This is a genomic window from Macrococcoides goetzii, from assembly GCF_002742385.2.
Classification (GTDB): domain Bacteria; phylum Bacillota; class Bacilli; order Staphylococcales; family Staphylococcaceae; genus Macrococcoides; species Macrococcoides goetzii.
Map to the genome: position 1 here is coordinate 217462 of NZ_MJBI02000003.1, position 20170 is coordinate 237631.

The window sequence follows — 20170 nt, forward strand, 5'->3', positions numbered from 1 at the left end:
TATATATCATTGTACTTTGTTTCGTCATATTACACAAATATTGTGGACTTTATAGTTAAACTCAATACTATAAGGATGGGCAATCAATATATTAAATTAATACTCATAGTAAAAAAGACAACCCGAAGGCTGTCTTATCTAAACAAACATACTAAATATTAAGATAAAGATGAGTCCACTCACTGAAATAATTGTTTCAAGCAATGTCCATGTTAACACTGTTTCTTTCACAGTTAATCCAAAGTACTCTTTAAACATCCAGAATCCTGCATCATTGACATGAGAGGCAATAACACTACCTGCACCTGTTGCCAGTACAACGAGCGCTAAATTCACATCACTTGATTCAAGGATTGGAATAACGATACCTGTCGTTGATATCGCAGCAACTGTCGCTGACCCTAAAGCGATACGTAATATTGCTGCAACCAGCCATGCTAGTAATATTGGAGAGAAGTCTGAATGCGTAAATAAAGTTTCAACATGTTTACCGACACCGCCATCAATCAAGACTTGTTTGAAAGCGCCACCTGCACCGATAATCAAGATCATCATCCCGATTGGATAGATGGCATCTGTCACTGACTGCATTACATCTTTCATTTGTCTGCCGCGATTTAATCCCATCGTAAATATCGCTAATATAATTGAAATCAACATTGCTGTTGATGCATCACCAATTAAGTAGATGGTTTTCATCAATGCATTTGGTGCTACGCCACCCGCTTCAACAATCAATTTCACTACTGTAGCAATTAACATTAAGATAACCGGGAATAAAGCAGTTAATGTACTGATAAAAAATCCTGGTGTGTCTTCAATTTTAAAATGTACATTTTTACCGAGTGATGAAATATCACCTTCACGTGTATAAGCAGTCGGTGCAATTTTCTGAGCAATTTTATTGAAGATTGGTCCCGCAATTATTGCAACCGGTATTCCGATAATAAAACCATATAATAATACTTCACCTAAATTTGCACCATATTCTTTGGCGATCATAACCGGCCCTGGATGGGGCGGTAAGAATCCGTGTGTTACTGATAATGCTGCCGCCATTGGAATACCTAAATAAAGTGCTGGTAATTTCGTTTCTTTTGCGATTGTATAGACGATTGGAATAAGCAAAACTAATCCAACTTCAAAGAATAATGCGATACCAATAATAAATGATGCAACGACAACAGCCCACTGAATATGTTTTAAACCAAACTTGTCGATCAATGTGTGCGCGATACGCGTTGCACCACCACCATCAGCAAGTAATTTCCCGAGCATCGCACCAAGTCCAAAGATAAGTGCGATATGTCCAAGCGTTCCTCCCATACCTGCCTCTATTGTTGCCACTACTTTATCTAGCGGCATCCCTAATAACAATGCTGTCGTAAATGCTGTAACAATTAATGAGATAAAGGTATTTAACTTCAGTCCCATAATAAGAAATAACAGTAGAAGTATTGCGATAAATACCGTGATTAGCGGCCATTGTGCTGTCATAAAATTCATTCTGTTTCATTCCCTTCATGATTTCTCTGGAAGTTTGCCATATCTAGATAAACATCCATCAATTGATTCGTTACTTTCATATAAATCGGTAATATTTCACGGTAGATCACTACATGCTCGTGAATCGGTTTGTGTGGTTTTGTTACGCCCACCATATCACTGATATGACTGAAATCCGGTTTAATACCAAGTGCCACTTGTCCAAGTGTAACTGCGCCTAAACAAGAACTTTCAACACTTTCCGGTACAATCACTTCATGTTCAAATATATCAGCCATCATTTGTCGCCAGAGTGCACTTTTCGCAAAACCACCTGTTGCTTTCAACGTCTTTACTTCCCCATCCATCAATACACCTAATGCGATAAATACAGTATATAGATTAAAGATAACACCTTCTAAAGCTGCACGTATCATATGCTCTTTTTTATGTGATAATGTCAGGCCGAAGAATGAACCGCGTACATTGGCATTCCAGTAAGGTGCACGTTCTCCGGCTAAAAATGGATGGAAGATCAACCCATTACTCGCTGGTGGTACACGTTCAGCAATCTTTGTAAGCACTTCATAGCTATCTATACCTAGACGTTTTGCAGTTTCTACTTCACTGGATGCAAATTCATCACGAATCCAGCGTAACACGACGCCACCATTATTCACCGGTCCGCCAATAACCCACTTATCTTTCGTTAAGGCATAGCAAAATAATCTGCCGTGTGCATCTGTCTTCGGTGCATCTATAACAGTACGAATGGCCCCACTCGTACCGATTGTTACAGCAACTTCTCCAGGTTTGAAGGCATCAACACCTAAATTACTTAATACACCGTCACTTGCTCCAATGACAAATGGCGTATCAGGGCTAATCCCCATTTGTTTAGCATATTCAACATTAAGTCCGGTAATGACTTCTGTTGTATCTACCGCTTCTGAGAAATTGTCTTTTGTAAGTCCCAGGAGCTCAAGCACGGCTTCATCATAGTCTAACGTATTGATATTAAATAATCCTGTCGCAGTTAATATCGAATAATCTTCTACATAACGATTAAATAATTTGAAGAACACATATCCTTTAATGCCGATAAATTTATTCGCAGCACGAAATGTATTTACATCTTCATGTTTAAACCACATCAGTTTACTTAATGGACTCATTGGGTGAATCGGTGTACCTGTGCGCTGATAAATAGATAGACCATCATATTTTCGATTGAGTAGTTCGCTGTATTTATAGCTACGATTATCGGCCCATGTAATACTATTCGTCAGTGGTTGATGTGCCTCATCCATTAATATCAGACTATGCATCGCACTCGAAAAACTTACAAAAGCTATTTCACCTTCTTTAGCTTTACTTATCTTTACAACGTGAGCAATCGTCTCTATCACCGCGTCAAATATTTGCTGGACATCTTGCTCAGCTATATCACTATGTGGGGTAAGTAAGGGATATTCTTTATGATGGACTGCAACGATTTCTCCACGCATGTTATAAAGTACACTCTTCGTACTTGTCGTACCGATATCAACACCGATCATATACATTTAAATATCCTCCTTTGTTTGAGAGTAGAATAAATCATCCACCTCATCATTTAAATCATCAAAATTAATATGCAGCACTTTCTTATATAACTTTCTGTCCTGAGTACGTACTGCTTTAATATACATCTCATGATTATTAAATATTCGTTCAAAATCTGCTTTATCTTCATTCATTCGTTGCTGCATTGAAATGAGATTAAGGATTAACATATTGGGTTTAATCGCATGCCATAGTTTTTCTAACTGCTGATGATGAATGGATTCAATCATCGTCTGATGAAATAAAATATCCTGCATCGCAAATTCTGCAGCATCATTAAATTTAACTGCAACACGCATCATCTCAAGTTTCTTTTCAAGTTCGAGCACTAATGTATCGATTGTTGTCTGCTCAATTTTCTCAAATGCAAATCCTTCAATCATAATACGCATATCGTACAGTTCCTGAATATCTTTATCCGATAAAGCGCATACTACAGCACCCATACGTTCTAATCGAATCAGGTGATCATTTGCGAGAATCTTTAATGCATCACGTATAGGTGACCGACTCACATCATATAATGTGGCTAATTGATTCTCAGAAAGTTTTTCGTTACCTTTTAACTCACCTGAAATAATCTTATGTCTTAAATGAAAAGCGATACGTTCGCCTGACGATAAATTTTCTATCCACTGTTTCGGTAGCATTCTTTCCACCTCGTCTACTTGTATACAAGTATATTACTTTAAAGTTTTATTTTTGTAAACGGTTACTTTGAAGCGTTTACAAAATTGTCACTAAAAAAGATATAAAAAATACACGGTTTAAACATTAAACCGTGTAAATATTTCTATTTTAAAAGTTGATTGAGGGCTTGAATACCATCATGGAATTCATGTTTGCCACTTTGTTCTGTAATCAACTGAATTTCCGGGAACTTTTCTTGCCAGCATTTCTGATGACTGATATTTACGCGGTCATCATCTTCTGACTGTATATGATATAAGGGGGCTGCTACTTTTAATTCACCAGTTATGATATTTTGTGGATCACTAAATTTCTCATCGCAGCCGAAATATGGTGAACCAATCATGATTACTTTTTCGATGTTGTGCTGTACTGTGTTTTCGGTTAAATATTTTGTAATAACCGTGCCACCAAACGAATGACCAATTAATATAACCGGTTCATCCATCGGTACTTCAGCTAAACTCTGTATGAATACTTTCACCCAGTTATCATAAATTTGTCCGATGTCTCTTGGATAATCACTTGCATGCCAGGTGTATTCCGGTATCTCTTCTTTCGTCTTTCTGATGAGCGGATTACTACCACTCGTTACCGACTGTACGCCGGCACTATGCACAAATACAATGTGTTTCATCTTCATCCCTCCATAAAAAAATTCGGATAAACTAATATTAGTTTACCCGAATATGTATCATTTAATTAAAAGATATGTGTAACAAAATTAGCGATATAAAAAACAATTGCTGCAAGTAAAGCTGAAATTGGCATCGTAATTACCCAAGTAATGATCATACGTTGTGCTGTTGTCCATTTTACACCTTTCACACGGTGACTTGACCCGACACCTAAAATTGATGACGAAACAACGTGTGTCGTCGAAACTGGTAAATGTGTATAAGTAGCGCTAAAGATAATAAAAGCTGATGATAAATCTGCCGCAACACCGTTTGCTGGTCTGATCTTCATAATGTTACCACCAACAGTTTTAATAATCTTCCATCCACCAACTGCTGTACCAAGTCCCATTGCTGCAGCACATGATAACTGTACCCACCATTGTGGTTCAGTACTACCTGTTTGCATACCCGCAGAGATTAATGCCATCGTAATAATCCCCATCGCTTTTTGTGCATCATTGGAACCATGTGCGAAAGCTTGCGCTGCTGCTGTAAAGATTTGTACAACTCTGAAACTACGATTTGTTTTAGTCAGATTCGCATTTTTAAATACTGTTTTAATAATCGTATACATAATATATCCGACAATAAATGCAAGTAGTGGTGAAATAATTAATCCGACAACAATTTTCGTAAATCCAGCATATTCTAATATGCCAAATCCACCAGAGGCAACTGCAGCACCTGCAATTGATCCGATTAATGTATGAGATGATGAACTTGGAATTCCATAATACCAAGTAAGTAAGTTCCAAGTGATTGCACTAATTAATGCTGCAAGGATAACAACTTGACCATTTTGTAACGTAAACGGGTCAACGATATCTTTTGTTACTGTTTTTGCAACTCCGTGGAACAGAATCGCACCAACAAAATTCAGCACTGCTGCCATAAAGATTGCATGACGAGGCTTTAACGCTTTAGTAGATACTGCTGTTGCAATTGCATTTGCCGTATCGTGGAAACCATTGATAAAGTCAAAGGCTAACGCGAAGAACACAATCGCAAACGTAAAAATAATAATCGGTTCCATAAAAATGCTCCTTAACTATTTTTCATAATAATTGATTCAAGTATATTTGCTACTGCCTGACATTTATCAGCGATATCTTCTAAAGACTGATAGATGTCTTTAACTTTCATCACAGTTAAAGGATCTGTTTCTACAGATAAGATATGTTTAATTGATTGTCTTAAAATACCATCACAGTTTGTTTCATGCTCTTTAATATTAATAGAGTGTACACGCACATGAGATAACTTCTTCTCAGCAACAAGTGTCACTGCTGTTTTAATTTCCTTTGTACAACCTTGAATGTTCTGAACAAATTCAGCCATATACTCATCTGAATATTCGATAGAATACATTTCAAACATCGCTGACGTTTCTTCCATCCCATCCATAACATCATCGATGGCATTAGATAATGCCAGAATATCTTCACGTTCAATCGGTGTAATAAATGTTTGATTTAAGTCTGAAATCATCTGGTGCATTAACTCATCACCATTTTTTTCGAACGCCTTAATATTGTCTGCATATTTTTTCAGATCAAACGCATTATGAAACGTCATCTCACCAAATGCAATCGCTGCACGATCCAGATTTTCTGCCATCGCTTCTAATTGCACTGCAAACTTATCTTTCTTTCTGTTAAACATTTTAAATCCTCCCATTAATAAAAAACATTTTTTATGACTACAACGATATTCTATAGGAAAAAACAGTGAAAGCATAGTGTTTTGTAAAAATAAAGTAAACTATTTATAGTAAACGTTTACTATATTACAGTATTGTAAATTTAGTGTTTCAGTATTGTAAATTTGTCTGAAAAGTAAAAAAATAGACACCCTGATGCATAGTACATCAGGATGCCATTTTGCCTTTATTTTGTATATTTCTTCTCAATACCTTTTTCCTTTTCTTCCTGGAAACGTTCGATACGCATCTCCACATCAAATATCTTCATCGTCAAATGATGGATTGGTGCCTGCGTAAGCATATAAACAAGCCATGGTAACGTCGGCTCATAATCATGTAGCGCAATGATTAACGTATCCGTACCTTTTAGTCGTCTGAATTCCATACGTGCCCTACTATCAACGTGTGCATGATGTAATACACCGCCTGTTATATTATAGACAATGCGATTGTCATCAGATTTCTCATCATCTTTTTCAAGCGTTAATATATGCTTCTTAACACCATATATTTCAAAGCGACCGTCATTTTCTTTTACTTCTACAAAGTCCAGTGCCATGTCACTTAACCATGCAAAGTAATGTTTACTCACACGTTCAACCGTCCAGCTGGAAGGCATTAATGTACGCTGAATGCTACGGACATCATTCGATTTAGAGTTTTGGGTTTGCGCAACGATACCTTTTCGTTTAACGGGTGTCTTTGTAATTTGAACTGGTGTTTTATAGCTTTTCAGGATATTAATCGTTTCTTCATCCTCACCTGTACCACTCACGTAAATGATCGCCTTTAAGTTTGTCGCTTCTGCTGCACGTGCAAAGTTATCAGCACTGATTGCATTAATATCCTGAAACGTCGCATCATTCAGCTTGTTAGAGCGTTTTGTCGGGTCTAAAAAATATACACCAAAGTCCACTTGACCGAGTGCATCTATACAGTCATTCAATGAGAACATATCTCCTGTGACCCAATGCATATCTGCTTTGCTGTCTTCAGCAGGATATTTACTCATCGCATAAATTTCAAAATCATCTTTTAAATACTCATATAAGTTTTTACCGATATAACCTGTCGCACCTGTTAGTAGTAAACGTGGTTTCATCTTTTGACCTCCATACGGTTATTTCTTATATTGTACCCAATTTCTTATCTGCATAAAAATGATTTATTAATTTTTAGCCTGCTTCATCTTAATTTCAGGTATCTTTTCTTTTACAGTATTTGATGAATAAGGTGACTGACTTGTATGATTACCGAGAAACATCATGAGTTTACGATATGTCAGACGAGATTCTTTCAGCTCCATATGAAACTGATATTGATGGCGTAATCCATGCGTGCCATCAAAAAATGAATAGGCGTATGGTACATTGTTTGCTTTTAGCACTTTCACCAGTTCATGCGCTTGAGAATCAAATGGATCAGCATCGCCAACCGTTAGAAAGGTCGGTGGATATCGCTTCGTAATATTTGCTGTCGTACTGAGCTGCTCAATCGGTTTGAATTGCTTCTCCCAATACTTTTCACCGGTATAGCTCTCCATAAACAGTTCTATACGCGGGAACTTTGTCGCACGCACAGTCTGCATATTATATAGCCCTCCAAACAATACTACTGCTTTCAGTTGATTGGCTTTAAACACAGGCTTTTGCTGCATATCATGCATCAGTTTATTATTCGTATGCATCGCTGCAAACTGACTTGCAATTTGAGCACCAGCAGAATCACCACCGATGATAATCTGAGTAAAATCAATCGGTAATTGATGATCATTTTTCTTTAAGAATTTTGCCGCTGCTAATTCCTGCAGAATAGGTGTTGGATATTGGTTTCCCGGTGCCAATGCATAATTGATATTCGCTACAATAAATCCCTTCTCTGCAATCTGTGCAAGATACGGATTTTTATGGCGTTTATCTCCAGCAATAAATCCACCACCGTGTGTCCATATAATAAGCGGTAATTTATCACCTTTTTTGATGTTTTTCGGCATAATGATATCCATCTGTGATAACGGGGCAATATCACTATATGTAACGTTTCTTAGCATCTTTACATTTGAAGCTTCTATCGCTCGTTCATTCAGTAAAGCATTTTCTGATAATCTCGCATCATCATTAATATGCCAGCCCATCATTACACTGATTCCCATCGTTATCAACGCAATTAAAATTATGTAAATTAAATATCTTTTCTTCAATGCAACCGCCCTTTCTCATAGGTCATTATTATAGCATAACACCTAAAATGATAAAAAAATAAAATGGGGCAATCCCCATTTTATCTTTATGCGATATGATTTTTACCTTTTTTCTTTCGATCAAAATATTTCTTTGCAATACCGATACATAAAATAATACCGACATAGCCTAATAATGGATAAGCAGTTTGTACTAATTTAGAAAATCCTACAAAACTTAATAAGTATGATAGTCCCATTAAACTAAATAGCATTATTTTATATTTTTTAGAATATGGTTCAGAAAATCTTGCAATAAATGAGTACATTAATCCTGCAATCGTATTATATATTACCATCAACATAATTATACTTAAAGCAATTCCAAGAATTGGATGAATCGCTTTACCTAATATTAATGTTGGTATTGCAGAATTATTAATCTTATCTAATTCACTTAATAATCCTGAGTTCACCATCAATAATAGTATTAATAACGTAATTCCACCAATTGTTGCACCTTTTCCTGCAACTTTCATACGACTAGCGTCTCCACCTATCGCTGCGAGTATACTAAATCCACTTGCAAAAGCAAGACCTCCATAATTAAGTCCTGACCACCACCACAATGAACTTTCTGGTAAGAATGAAAGTTTAAATGGTTGTTTATCAGTATTAATATGACTTTGAATCTCTCCAAATGATATCGAACCTTTAAAGAAATAATATACAGCAATCGTAGTTACTACAATTATTAAAAAAGGTGTTACCATACCTAACGCACCAATTATTTTACTAAAATCTAATAATAAAGTAATAATAATCGCTATTACCATAATTAGTGATCCTAACCATATAGGTAGACCAAAACTTTCATGTGCTGCACTACCTGCACCAGCAATCATGATTGTAGCTAAACCATATAAGAAAAATACTAAAAGATAGTCAATCACTTTTCCAAATTTTTTACCAAATAGGTATTGAATCGTAGATTCATGATTCTCTGCATCTAAACCATAACCTAACTTTACAGTTTGGCGTCCAAAGAAAGTGAGCATCAAGCCAGCGATTAATATAGCAAGGTAACTATATATACCATAGTTCGTAAAAAATGTTAAAACTTCTTGACCTGTAGAAAAACCTGCACCTACAATAACACCTACATACGCGAAGCCAATTTTTATTGCTTCTATATTATTTTTACTCATCAAAACTCTCCTTTATCGTATTTAAAAAACATGCCTGTTAAGACAGACATGTTTGTTTACCCTGCTATTATAATAATAAAACATTATTTTGAATGTTCTTCCGGAAGTCCGAACGTTTCACCCTCAGGTGCCACAGATTTCGTAATAAATAATGCTGTGATTAAACCGATAACTGTTAAGGCAATCGCAAACCAATATGCATGATGCACGCCTGTCGTTAATGCTTCGTTAACTTGAGTCATCGTAGGGTTTGATATCCCTTCTAGCGCTTTCTTTTGACCATGCGTCATAATACTTACGAACACTGAAATACCCATTGCGCCAGCAATTGGCTGAATCATATTACCGATTGCCGTACCATGCGGGTATAGTTTCTTCGGTAACTGATTGATTGCATTCGTTTGACTCGGCATCATAATCATTGAAATGCTCACCATTAATACCATATAGACAATGATAAAGACATACACGCTGATACCAGGATGAATGGTTGAATAGAATAACATGACGAGTGCCAGAACAAACATTCCAGGAATAATCATTTTTCTTGGCCCTAGTTTATCAAAGATACGTCCCATAACCGGACTCATCGCACCATTTAATAATGCCCCGGGTAATAAAATCATACCTGCCACTTTTGCACTAAATGCCATCGGACCTTGTAAATACATCGGCATCACGATTTCTGAAGCAAACATAGCCATTACAACGACAACAAAGATGAACATCCCACGTGCGTAGTTTGCATATTTAAATACAGAAAGATCAAGTAATGGATCAGCAAGTTTACGTTGTCTTAATGCAAACAATACCATCGCTACAATTCCGACAATAATAAATGTAAGAATCATCGGATTACCAAATCCACCTTTAGCAGTACTTACTGAACTGAACCCATAAATGATACCAGCTACACCAATAGTCGATAACACGACAGATAAAATATCAATCTTCGGTTTCGTTACTTCACCGACATTTTCCAGGTAACGCATAGCAAATATAATTGAGAAGATGACAAATGGCACAACCGAGAAGAATAACCAGCGCCAGCCTAAAGTATCAACGATAACGCCTGATAACGTCGGACCAATCGCTGGTGCGAACATCATCACAAGACCAAAATTCCCCATTACTTTACCACGCTCATGCGGCGGAAATAAATTCAGCATCGCGTTCATGATTGTTGGAATAAGTAATCCTGTACCTGCAGCCTGTATCATACGACCAGCAAGAATCATTGGGAAGTTGACAGCAAAACCTGCAATCAATGTACCGATTAAAAATAAAGACATTAATCCGATAAACAACTGCCTCGTTGTAAACCATTGTATAAGTGATGCAGATAACGGCATCAATACGCCCATCACCAGCATAAATCCAGTAGCCAGCCACTGAACGGTAGGTGCATCTACATTAAATACGCGCATTAATTCCGTTAATGCGATATTCAGTAACGTTTCATTTAAGAACGTAAAGAATGCACCAATTAAAAAAGTAATCATTATAATTGTTGATTTTTTCATGTTTCCTCCAAAAAAATAATGAGCTAGCGCTCAATACTCTCCTTTTATTTGTCTATACATCTTACAACATTAAATAATACGAATCAATAACAAAACATCATGTTAGTATAAAATTACATTCTTACCACTAAATTTTACAAACTAAATAATAATTATACAATCAATAACTTTGTGAATCAGTAAAATAATATTATAATGAAGATAACTTATATTAAGGGAGCGATTAGAGTGGAATTAAACAAACAAGTTGTACATATGTTCTTGAAAGAAGCGCATGTAAGAGATTTTGAAGATATGTCACCAGAACCAACAACAATGCACCGATTAGATTATGAACAAAGTGAACAAGATCCAAGTCTTTATGAATTTAGATTAACATTTATGTTCGGACACTTTGGTACTCAAGTAGATGGCGTTATCGAAGCAGCAATCCTGATCCAAAGTGAAGATGGCAGTGAAGTTGATGTTATTTCAGAAATTAAGAAGGAAGAAGGCATGTTTGCAATTCCTTTATATGCGAAAGCGTCATCAATTATTACAAAACTATCTGAAGACCGTGGACAATTCCCGATTATCGTCCCGATTGAGTTATGGTTAGAAGAATAAAATAGGCGTTAGACAAAGCGTTCAGCCTCGAGCAGACTGGAGACAAACCTCAAAAATTGCTCTTTGATTTTTGTGAGTTTGTTGAAGTATGCCTCGAGGTTGCTTTGTAGTCGCCGTAAATAGGCGTTAGACAAAGCAAAAGCGTAATGACATCGGTCATTACGCTTTCTTTGATATTTGATTAAAGTCAACGACTACTTTATCTAACTTTTTAGCAGCTTGCTTTAACATATTTCTTGCCACCTGATTTTTAGGATCAAGCTTCAATATTTGTTTCGCTGTATCAAATGCTTCTTTATCCGTAATCACCGGCTCTGGTACAGCATATAAGAATAAGAGTTGTAACAAACTTTTCACTTCATTGCTATCCGTCATTTCAACTGAACGCATTGCATGATAATATGCACTATTAAATGCGCCGTTTACTTCACTTAAAGGATAAACTAACAGTAAGAATGCTAAATCGTGTAGTTCCACTGTTTCTGTATCTTTCATACATTCTAATATAAACGTATAATACATCACAGATTCACTATCATGACAGGCACTTACAAATGCTTCTTCAAACATCATAAAGTCAGTCGATTGCATCAATGCTTTAGCAGATTCAAAATCTCCACTTAACACGTAATATTCTATTTTTTCCTGTAATTCTACGCGCATTTGATGCACCTCCTCATGATTGAATAGCCATGTTATTGTAACATAGAAACGCGTAAATTCCTATTTTAAAAATTAATTGCAATAATGACATTATTTCAAATAGGTAATCTTGCGCCAAATCCATTCGAGAGGGCCCTGTTTAAACTTTTTGAAATAAATACTTGTAAAAATCATCTGGAACAATACGATTGCAAGTGCAACAAGATATACTTGTGCAATTGATAATTGACCATATTGTCTAAATACATAAAATACGATGAACATTAATAAACTCTGCATAATATATAATGTAAAGCTCATCTTCCCCATACGTTGAAATGGCTCAAATAATTTCTTTACTGCTGGATACTCGCACAGTAACGTGACCCATATAATGTAGCTTATAGATAACAATCCCCCACCATAATAAATAAAATCATAAGAAGCCATCGCATTGATCTCATAAGCTATCATTAAATATTTCAAAATAATGCCTACAAATGCAAAGACAAATGAAATCACGAGCATTGTAACTTTATGTTCAGTAATTTCTTTTAAAAGATTCGCACGTTTCACATACATCCCTAATAATATAAAAGGCATGATCGTTAAGAAATAACTCAATGTTGTACCAGGATTTATAATTGCAAAACCCTGGTAGAAGAAATCACTATTATATTGAACAATATTGCTTAATTTACCGCTCGACATCACTTTAATCCATTCATTTTGTGAAGTTTCAAAACTTACGAGTTCTTTACCGAAGAAATCCGGTTGCATAAATATCGCAAACATACTCGGTAATGCTCTCATCATATTTAATACAATTAATATCATTGCTGTGATGAGCGTAATAATATTTGGAAACAGTAAAAATATTATTGCAGCAAGTCCTATGACAGCATAGACATTTAAAATATCGCCATAGAACAAGAAGAAACCATGTAAAAGTCCAAATACGAGTAATGCTGCCATCCTTCTATATAACACTGGAATAAAGTTACCACCACGACCTTTAATATTTTCGGCCATTATGGCTAAACCGAAGCCAAATAAAAACGCGAATATCGGATAAAATGAGTTATGAATAAAAATAATATTTAACTTATATAACCACTGATCAAGCGGCGATTTAAAATACACTAAAGGATTCGTATAAACTTCATTCATATGGAAGCCCACGATATTCATAAATAATATCCCGATAATACTCATACCTCGAAGTATATCAAGGCTATCGATACGCTTATTCATTTAACTTTTTCACAACTTCACTTTTTAAGTTTAACTGACCAAAGCCATCCACTTTACCATCAATGTCATGACCATTTTCTGGTTCGATAATACGGATACTTTTTACTTTCGTACCTTTCTTAATGACGGATGAAGTCCCTTTAACCTTTAAATCTTTTATAATAGTAGCACTATCTCCATCATTTAAAATATTTCCTACACTATCCTTTATAACCGCTGTCTCTTCAACTTCAGGATTAATCGGCCATTCATGTGCGCACATTGGACATACATAATTTAAGCCATCCTCGTATGTATATTCTGAACCACATTTCGGACAATTTGGTAAACTCATTATTTTTCCTCCTATTAATTAACGTATGGTATACCTTCAATAACTAATAATTCTATCTTCATATCTAAACCACCACTGAAACCAGTGAGCTTACCGCTCTTTCCAATTACACGATGGCAAGGTACTACAATCATAACAGGATTTGCACCAATTGCACCACCGACAGCACGAATCGCTTTCGGGTTATCAATCATCTCACTGATATCACTGTAACTTCTTGATTCACCGAATGGAATTTGTAGCAATGCATCCCAGATTGATTTCTGAAATTCAGTACCATGCAGATCAAGCGGCCAGTTAAAGTGCTTTAACTCACCTTGAAAATAACGTTCGATATCTCTTATATACTCATTATTTTTCTCATCAGCAGGGTAACCTGTTACACGCTCTGCATCAGGAATAAATCGCTTGATATGATGATCAACATATTCTGTCGTGTCATCATTTGCAAAGAAGATAACACCTAAGTCGCTTGATGCTAATACGTAACCGCGTTCATTAATATCAAACTGACTAATATAAATATTCATATTACGCTCCTTTTAACGGTGAATTCGAACCAAAAGCAGGACGCTCCATATCAACATGTGGAATTAAATCGACAAAGTAGACGTCAGATACTGTGTTAAATCCGAAACTACCGTAAAATCTTTCTAAATGTGCCTGGCCTTGGAGATGCATGTTTAAATAATGATGATGTGTATCAATATATTGTAACGCCTGATTCAATAGTTCTTTAGCAAGACCCGTACCACGGAAATCAGGATGCACGATAACACGACCAATATGCACCGTATCCGCTTCAGGAATAATTCGCGCATACGCAGCAATTACACCATCAACCTCTTTATACATATGTACGCATGATAAATCCTTCTCATCGATTTCTTCATAATAGCACTGCTGCTCTACGATAAAAGTATCTACCCTAAGTTTATATATCTTGTAAATCTCCAAAGGTTTAAGCTCTTCGTATAATTTATAATGCCACATATCCCTCAACCCCTTTATATGTTTATTTGATTGTATTATAAGGAAAGAAAATAATAAAGTTTAAATAGAAAAAGTCCGATAATTTTAGTATATCGGACTTGTTTTTTGAATTTACTCGATTATGGTGTACGTCTTGTCCGATTTAAGTCATATATCGGACTTGTTTTTTGAATTTACGCGATTATGGTGTGCGTCTTGTCCGATTTAAGTCATATATCGGACTTGTTTTTCCCATTTTAAGACTTTGCGTTCTTATATAATAAAAAACCTATCCCATAAATGAAAAATACCAAACATAAAACGATTGAAAATGACATGACCGAAAACATTTCTATTCTCATTGCGATAGCGTATAAAATAAATGCGATTGGTACATAAAATAATAATATAGGCAGCATTAACGAGTTATATTGATTTGCAATTAATTCGTCTCTCTCATCAGTAATCTTAGTATCTAGACCACCAGGATTCTTCTTATACTGAATATAAAACATGACACCCCATCCAATAAAAGCTCCTAAAAGTGATGGCCAATATTGTTCTATATTATATAATTGATCTGGTCTTTTGAAATAGTTGATGAACATCGTTGTAAGTACCAATATTACAAGATACAAAAGAAAATAATGAATCTGTTTACGAAGCGTAATACCTTTTTTCATTTTAATCCTCCTCCAGTTTAAATAGCGCATCAATTGGTACATCGAAGTACTGCATAAGCTTTAAAGCAAGTTCTAAACTTGGATTATACTTATGATTTTCTATTGCGTTAATCGTTTGGCGTGTAATATCTAGATCCTTGGCCATTTGAACCTGAGAAATATTACGTGACGTCCGATGTTCTTTAATATAATTGATAACGATGGTGATCACCTACTTAAGTGTAAAGATATCTTTACAGATAATATACAATAATTAACATCATATGTAAAGATATCTTTACACAAATTTTCCAAAAAAAATATCCCTCACTAATATTCAAGTGAGAGATAATTGAAATTAATATTAAGTTCTAATTAGAATCTGTAGTATCCATCAACTGATCCTGAGATGTATGATACTGCACGTTGACCGATTCCTGCTGATGGGTTTAAAGCATCAACCATTTGTCCACCACCGATATAAACTCCTACGTGGCTGTAGTTGTTGAAGAATACTAAGTCACCTGGTTGTGGATTTGATACTTGTGTACCAGCTGCTGCTTGAGCATAAGTTGTACGTGGAATTGATTTACCCATTGCTGCTAATACTTGTTGTGCAAATGATGAACAGTCAACTGCTGATGCAGAGTTTGCACCATATACATATGATTTTCCTGCTGCAATTGATAATGCTACTGAAGCTACATCATTATTTACAGCTACTGAAGTTGGTGCTTTTTGTACTACTCGTGTGCTTTCAGTTACTGCGCTTGTAGAAATGTTTGAAATTGTATTATTTGTGTTATAAGTATTAAAAGTGTTATTTACTGTTGATGTTTGTGCAACTGGTGCATCGTAAGTGTTTGTAGGTGCAGAGTATGTTGATGTTTGAACTGGTGCTGAATATGTAGAAGTTGTAGAGATATCAGTTCTTAGTTCTGCTGCTGCATCTGCTGAATTCGTCGGTGCTAATGTTGCTACTGTCGCTGCTGTCGTTAATGTTAATAAAGTTTTCTTCATAATGTTTAATTCCTCCAAGAATTGTTTATATATTAGTATAGTATTTAATTAAATGATTTAATTCGTGATTTTGTCGAACTCGATACAAAATTTCAACTCGTCGTAATCACATGTCCAACTATAACATGGATAAACATGAAAAAGTGCGATGTAAATGTTTTGTTAACGAAGTGATATAATTTTTCAAACCTTGTAATATTATTAACTTTGTCGAAAATCCCATACCTATAGTATAGAAAGAAGCTATTTAAATATAGAATTTGTAAACTTTATCCAAGAATATTACGAAACTTTAATTCAAAAAAGCGCACTGTAACATTGTTGTTACAGTACGCTTTTACACGTTTCTTGTATCATTACTTATTACATTAATATTCTAGACCCTATTATTTAGTTCAAAGTTTATCAGATTTTCTTACATTTACTGAAATGCTTCTGCATAAATAACAGTTCCTTGTATACCTTTTTCTTTAACTTCTTCTGATGCTCTTACCATAAATACATCATCTGGCACTTCAAACGGGGCTTTAATATGATAAGTTGATGCTTTTATAAAACCAAATTTAGTGTAATAACTAGGATGACCTAATATTACGACGGGAACTGATAACGGGATCTTTGATAATGTATAATGCATCAAAGCAGTCCCTATACCTTGTTTTTGATAATCAGGATGAACTGATAATGGTGCCATCGCCAAACCATCATATTCATCTATTTTTATTTTTGAGTACATAATATGTCCAACTATCTTATTATCTATTGTTGATACTAATGTTAATTCTGGTATATAACTATCTGATTGCATTAATTCTTCAACCAATGTATGTTCCTGATTATCACTCATCGGTTCATTTTCAAAGGCTAGTTCTGTTGTATACATGATATCTTTTAAATCTTGCAAAGTAGCCTGTCTTATTTTCATATTATTACTTCCTATACTTTTTATTTAATACGATCAAAATAATAATCATTGTAAAAGGCATAATAAATTCATATTGTGGTGCTGTCATACGTGTAATACATGAAATAGCTGCAAATATTATAAATGTATACCCCATATACAAATATAACTTTCTATAATTCTCTTTTTTGTATTTCGTATTCACATTCGCATTAACAATTTGTTTACTGAGATATATCAAATATCCTCCCATCGCTAACATTAATATGTACATTAAATAATTTAAAATCATTGTGAAAATCTCCTTTCCTTCTATTATAATGCAATAATTTTATATAACAAAAAATACACCACATTACGTGATGTATTTTAAACATAAGTTATTAGAATCTGTAATATCCTGTAACTGTTCCGTAGAATCCTCTGATTGAACGTTCACCAACACCAGCTCTAGGGTTAAGTGCGTCAACCATACGTCCGTTACCGATGTAAACTCCTACGTGGCTTCCACCGTTGAAGTAAACTAAATCACCAGGTCTTGGATTGTAAACACGTTTCCCTGCTGCCATTTGTGCATAAGTTGTACGAGGGATTGATTTGCCCATTGCACGCATAACTTGTTGTGCAAAAGCTGAACAATCTACTGCGTAACGGTTGTTTGCACCGTATACGTATACTCTGTTCGCTGCGATTGAACGTGCTACTGATGCTACATTATATGAATTGTATTTTTTGTATTTTTTATAAGTTGTCTTTTTAGTTGCTGCGTCTGCGTCATGCGTTGGTACCGATGTGAATACTACTGCTGATGTAACTGCTGCTAATAATAATTTTTTCATTATATATATTTCCTCCAGAATTTTCTTTTATAAGTTTGATTGTCTGTGTGACTTCTTGAGATAATCATAACACCGTAAATTATCGAAATGTGCATTGTAATAGACTTGTTACATAACTTATACGTTTTATGACACAATGTTACAAAATTGCATTAGACTTTGTAACATTCGTAAAAGCCTGATATGACAAGCTTTAATGGCATTTACTAATTAAGATTGATTCATTTTCTGAGATTAAATATTACAAAATGTAATATAAATATGATGTTTATTTAGATTGATTTCAATGTCCAAACTGATTTTTTGCAATATTTAATTACTATCGTTTATAATTATGTAAGCACTATCATTAAAATAACTGTTAAATATGGGAGGAAAAAACATGAGTAACATATTAAAAGAACAATATGGTTTATTTATTAACGGAGAATTTGTTGATGCAGAAAACAAAGAAACGTTAGAAGTTAAGAGTCCTGCAACAGGTGAAGTTTTAGCGCATATTGCAAAAGCGACTACAGGAGATGTAGATAAAGCTGTTAAAGCAGCTGGTGAAGCTTTTAAAACATGGAGACATACAACAAGCACAGAGCGTGCTGCTTTATTAAATAAGATTGCAGATATTATGTATGAAAATAAAGATGATTTAGCAATGATCGAATCTATGAACTCTGGTAAAGCGATTCGTGAGTCAGCAAATATCGATATTCCAATGGCTGCCGATCACTTCCGTTACTTTGCGGGTGTAATTTTAGCAGATGAAGGTACAAATAAAGACTTAGCTGAAAATACTTTAAGTATTATTCGACATGAACCTATCGGTGTTGTCGGGGCAGTTGTAGCATGGAACTTCCCAATGTTACTTGCTGCTTGGAAACTTGCACCTGCATTAGCTGCTGGTAACGCTGTTGTTATTCAGCCATCTTCATCTACACCACTTTCTTTATTACATTTAGCAGAGTTAATTAAAGATGTATTACCTAAAGGTGTATTAAACGTATTAAGTGGTAAAGGTTCAGAATCAGGTGATGCAATCTTCAATCATGAAGACGTTGCAAAAGTTTCATTCACTGGATCTACTGAAGTTGGTTACGGTGTAGCAAAAGCTGCAGCTGAACGTTTAGTACCTGCTACTTTAGAGTTAGGTGGTAAATCAGCGAACATTATCTTTGATGACGCTAATATTGAGCAAGCCATTGAAGGTGCACAATTAGGTATTTTATTCAACCAAGGTGAAGTATGTTCAGCTGGTTCAAGACTTTATGTTCAAGAAGGCATCTATGATGAATTTGTTGGTAAATTAAAAGACGCTTTCGAGAAAATCAATGTCGGTGATCCATTAGATCCAAACAATCACTACGGTTCTCAAACTGGACAAGCTCAAATCGATAAAATCGAAGAATACATTGAAATTGCGAAGCAAGAAGGATTAAACATCGTTACTGGTGGAGAACGTTTAATGGATAATGGACGCGATAAAGGTTTCTTCTTCCCTCCAACAATCATTGAATTCGACGACAACAAATCACGTTTAGTTCAAGAAGAAATTTTTGGACCAGTAGTTGTTGTTTCTAAATTCAAAACTCAAGAAGAAGTGATCGAGAAAGCAAATGATTCAATCTACGGTTTAGCTGGTGGTATCTTTACTTCTAACATTAACCGTGCATTACAAGTTGCAAATCAAATGGATACTGGTCGTATCTGGATCAACACTTACAACCAAATTCAAGCTGGCTCACCATTCGGTGGATACAAAAAATCAGGTATCGGTCGTGAAACATATAAAGAAACTTTACGTCACTATCAACAAGTTAAAAATCTATACATCGATTATTCTGATGCAGCAAAAGGTATCTATAAATAAGTTA

Annotated in this window: 23 protein-coding genes; 2 read left to right on the plus strand and 21 right to left on the minus strand. The window is 35.2% G+C overall.

The features are described from left to right. Positions 1-138 precede the first annotated feature (138 nt). The 10 genes from BFS35_RS09015 to BFS35_RS09060 form a co-directional block, all read right to left on the minus strand. Positions 139-1497, minus strand: a complete 1359-nt coding sequence (locus BFS35_RS09015; RefSeq protein WP_170137309.1) for a gluconate:H+ symporter — start codon at positions 1495-1497, stop codon at positions 139-141. A 5-nt stretch (positions 1498-1502) separates the two neighbouring features. Next, positions 1503-3050 carry a gluconokinase gene (gntK, locus tag BFS35_RS09020; RefSeq protein WP_099581176.1) on the minus strand — a complete coding sequence of 516 codons (1548 nt, stop codon included), beginning with the start codon at positions 3048-3050 and terminating at the stop codon, positions 1503-1505. After that, positions 3051-3740 (minus strand): GntR family transcriptional regulator, encoded by a 690-nt coding sequence (locus tag BFS35_RS09025; protein ID WP_099581178.1) that lies wholly within the window; start codon positions 3738-3740, stop codon positions 3051-3053. Between the two features lie 143 nt (positions 3741-3883). After that, positions 3884-4417 (minus strand): alpha/beta hydrolase, encoded by a 534-nt coding sequence (locus BFS35_RS09030; RefSeq protein WP_158554290.1) that lies wholly within the window; start codon positions 4415-4417, stop codon positions 3884-3886. A 65-nt stretch (positions 4418-4482) separates the two neighbouring features. Then, positions 4483-5493: an inorganic phosphate transporter gene (locus BFS35_RS09035; RefSeq protein WP_099581183.1), complete on the minus strand. Its 1011-nt coding sequence runs from the start codon at positions 5491-5493 to the stop codon at positions 4483-4485. 11 nt (positions 5494-5504) lie between these two features. Further along, complete coding sequence (locus tag BFS35_RS09040) at positions 5505-6122, minus strand: DUF47 domain-containing protein (protein ID WP_099581185.1); 618 nt, start codon at positions 6120-6122, stop codon at positions 5505-5507. Positions 6123-6346: 224 nt separating this feature from the next. Continuing rightward, on the minus strand, positions 6347-7264 hold the full coding sequence (locus tag BFS35_RS09045) for an NAD-dependent epimerase/dehydratase family protein (RefSeq protein WP_099581187.1): 918 nt from the start codon (positions 7262-7264) through the stop codon (positions 6347-6349). A 66-nt stretch (positions 7265-7330) separates the two neighbouring features. Further along, the gene (locus tag BFS35_RS09050) at positions 7331-8362 is read right to left on the minus strand and encodes an alpha/beta hydrolase (protein ID WP_240628424.1); all 1032 of its coding nucleotides are present in this window, start codon (positions 8360-8362) and stop codon (positions 7331-7333) included. 86 nt (positions 8363-8448) lie between these two features. Continuing rightward, positions 8449-9549 (minus strand): YkvI family membrane protein, encoded by a 1101-nt coding sequence (locus BFS35_RS09055; protein WP_099581188.1) that lies wholly within the window; start codon positions 9547-9549, stop codon positions 8449-8451. An 83-nt stretch (positions 9550-9632) separates the two neighbouring features. Beyond that, the gene (locus tag BFS35_RS09060; RefSeq protein ID WP_099581190.1) at positions 9633-11072 is read right to left on the minus strand and encodes a DHA2 family efflux MFS transporter permease subunit; all 1440 of its coding nucleotides are present in this window, start codon (positions 11070-11072) and stop codon (positions 9633-9635) included. A 228-nt stretch (positions 11073-11300) separates the two neighbouring features. Between BFS35_RS09060 and BFS35_RS09065 the strand changes: the two genes are divergently transcribed. Next, positions 11301-11678, plus strand: coding sequence for a hypothetical protein (locus BFS35_RS09065; RefSeq protein ID WP_099581192.1), 378 nt, complete (start codon positions 11301-11303; stop codon positions 11676-11678). A gap of 159 nt (positions 11679-11837) precedes the next feature. Here the strand turns inward: BFS35_RS09065 and BFS35_RS09070 are convergent, their stop codons facing one another. The 11 genes from BFS35_RS09070 to BFS35_RS09120 form a co-directional block, all read right to left on the minus strand. Beyond that, positions 11838-12341: a hypothetical protein gene (locus BFS35_RS09070; RefSeq protein WP_099581194.1), complete on the minus strand. Its 504-nt coding sequence runs from the start codon at positions 12339-12341 to the stop codon at positions 11838-11840. A 90-nt stretch (positions 12342-12431) separates the two neighbouring features. Then, positions 12432-13574 (minus strand): DUF418 domain-containing protein, encoded by a 1143-nt coding sequence (locus tag BFS35_RS09075; RefSeq protein WP_099581196.1) that lies wholly within the window; start codon positions 13572-13574, stop codon positions 12432-12434. Beyond that, a complete protein-coding gene (locus BFS35_RS09080; RefSeq protein WP_146608854.1) occupies positions 13567-13911 on the minus strand; it encodes a zinc ribbon domain-containing protein YjdM in 345 nt (114 codons plus the stop codon). Before BFS35_RS09080 ends, BFS35_RS09075 begins: the two co-directional genes overlap by 8 nt. Positions 13912-13922: 11 nt before the next feature. After that, a complete protein-coding gene (locus BFS35_RS09085; protein WP_099581200.1) occupies positions 13923-14438 on the minus strand; it encodes a methylated-DNA--[protein]-cysteine S-methyltransferase in 516 nt (171 codons plus the stop codon). Between the two features lies 1 nt (position 14439). Continuing rightward, positions 14440-14901 (minus strand): GNAT family N-acetyltransferase, encoded by a 462-nt coding sequence (locus tag BFS35_RS09090; protein ID WP_099581202.1) that lies wholly within the window; start codon positions 14899-14901, stop codon positions 14440-14442. Between the two features lie 236 nt (positions 14902-15137). Then, complete coding sequence (locus BFS35_RS09095) at positions 15138-15563, minus strand: DUF2178 domain-containing protein (RefSeq protein ID WP_099581204.1); 426 nt, start codon at positions 15561-15563, stop codon at positions 15138-15140. 1 nt (position 15564) lies between these two features. Continuing rightward, a complete protein-coding gene (locus BFS35_RS09100) occupies positions 15565-15774 on the minus strand; it encodes a helix-turn-helix transcriptional regulator (protein WP_232508185.1) in 210 nt (69 codons plus the stop codon). 143 nt (positions 15775-15917) lie between these two features. Then, the gene (locus BFS35_RS09105) at positions 15918-16562 is read right to left on the minus strand and encodes a C40 family peptidase (protein ID WP_099581206.1); all 645 of its coding nucleotides are present in this window, start codon (positions 16560-16562) and stop codon (positions 15918-15920) included. Between the two features lie 421 nt (positions 16563-16983). Then, positions 16984-17487 (minus strand): GNAT family N-acetyltransferase, encoded by a 504-nt coding sequence (locus tag BFS35_RS09110; RefSeq protein ID WP_099581208.1) that lies wholly within the window; start codon positions 17485-17487, stop codon positions 16984-16986. A 4-nt stretch (positions 17488-17491) separates the two neighbouring features. Then, the gene (locus BFS35_RS09115; RefSeq protein ID WP_099581210.1) at positions 17492-17758 is read right to left on the minus strand and encodes a hypothetical protein; all 267 of its coding nucleotides are present in this window, start codon (positions 17756-17758) and stop codon (positions 17492-17494) included. 91 nt (positions 17759-17849) lie between these two features. Further along, complete coding sequence (locus BFS35_RS09120; RefSeq protein ID WP_099581212.1) at positions 17850-18305, minus strand: C40 family peptidase; 456 nt, start codon at positions 18303-18305, stop codon at positions 17850-17852. A 367-nt stretch (positions 18306-18672) separates the two neighbouring features. On the opposite strand from BFS35_RS09120, the gene BFS35_RS09125 reads away from it, so the two are divergent. Then, positions 18673-20166, plus strand: a complete 1494-nt coding sequence (locus BFS35_RS09125) for an aldehyde dehydrogenase family protein (RefSeq protein ID WP_099581214.1) — start codon at positions 18673-18675, stop codon at positions 20164-20166. The last annotated feature ends 4 nt before the right edge of the window (positions 20167-20170 follow it).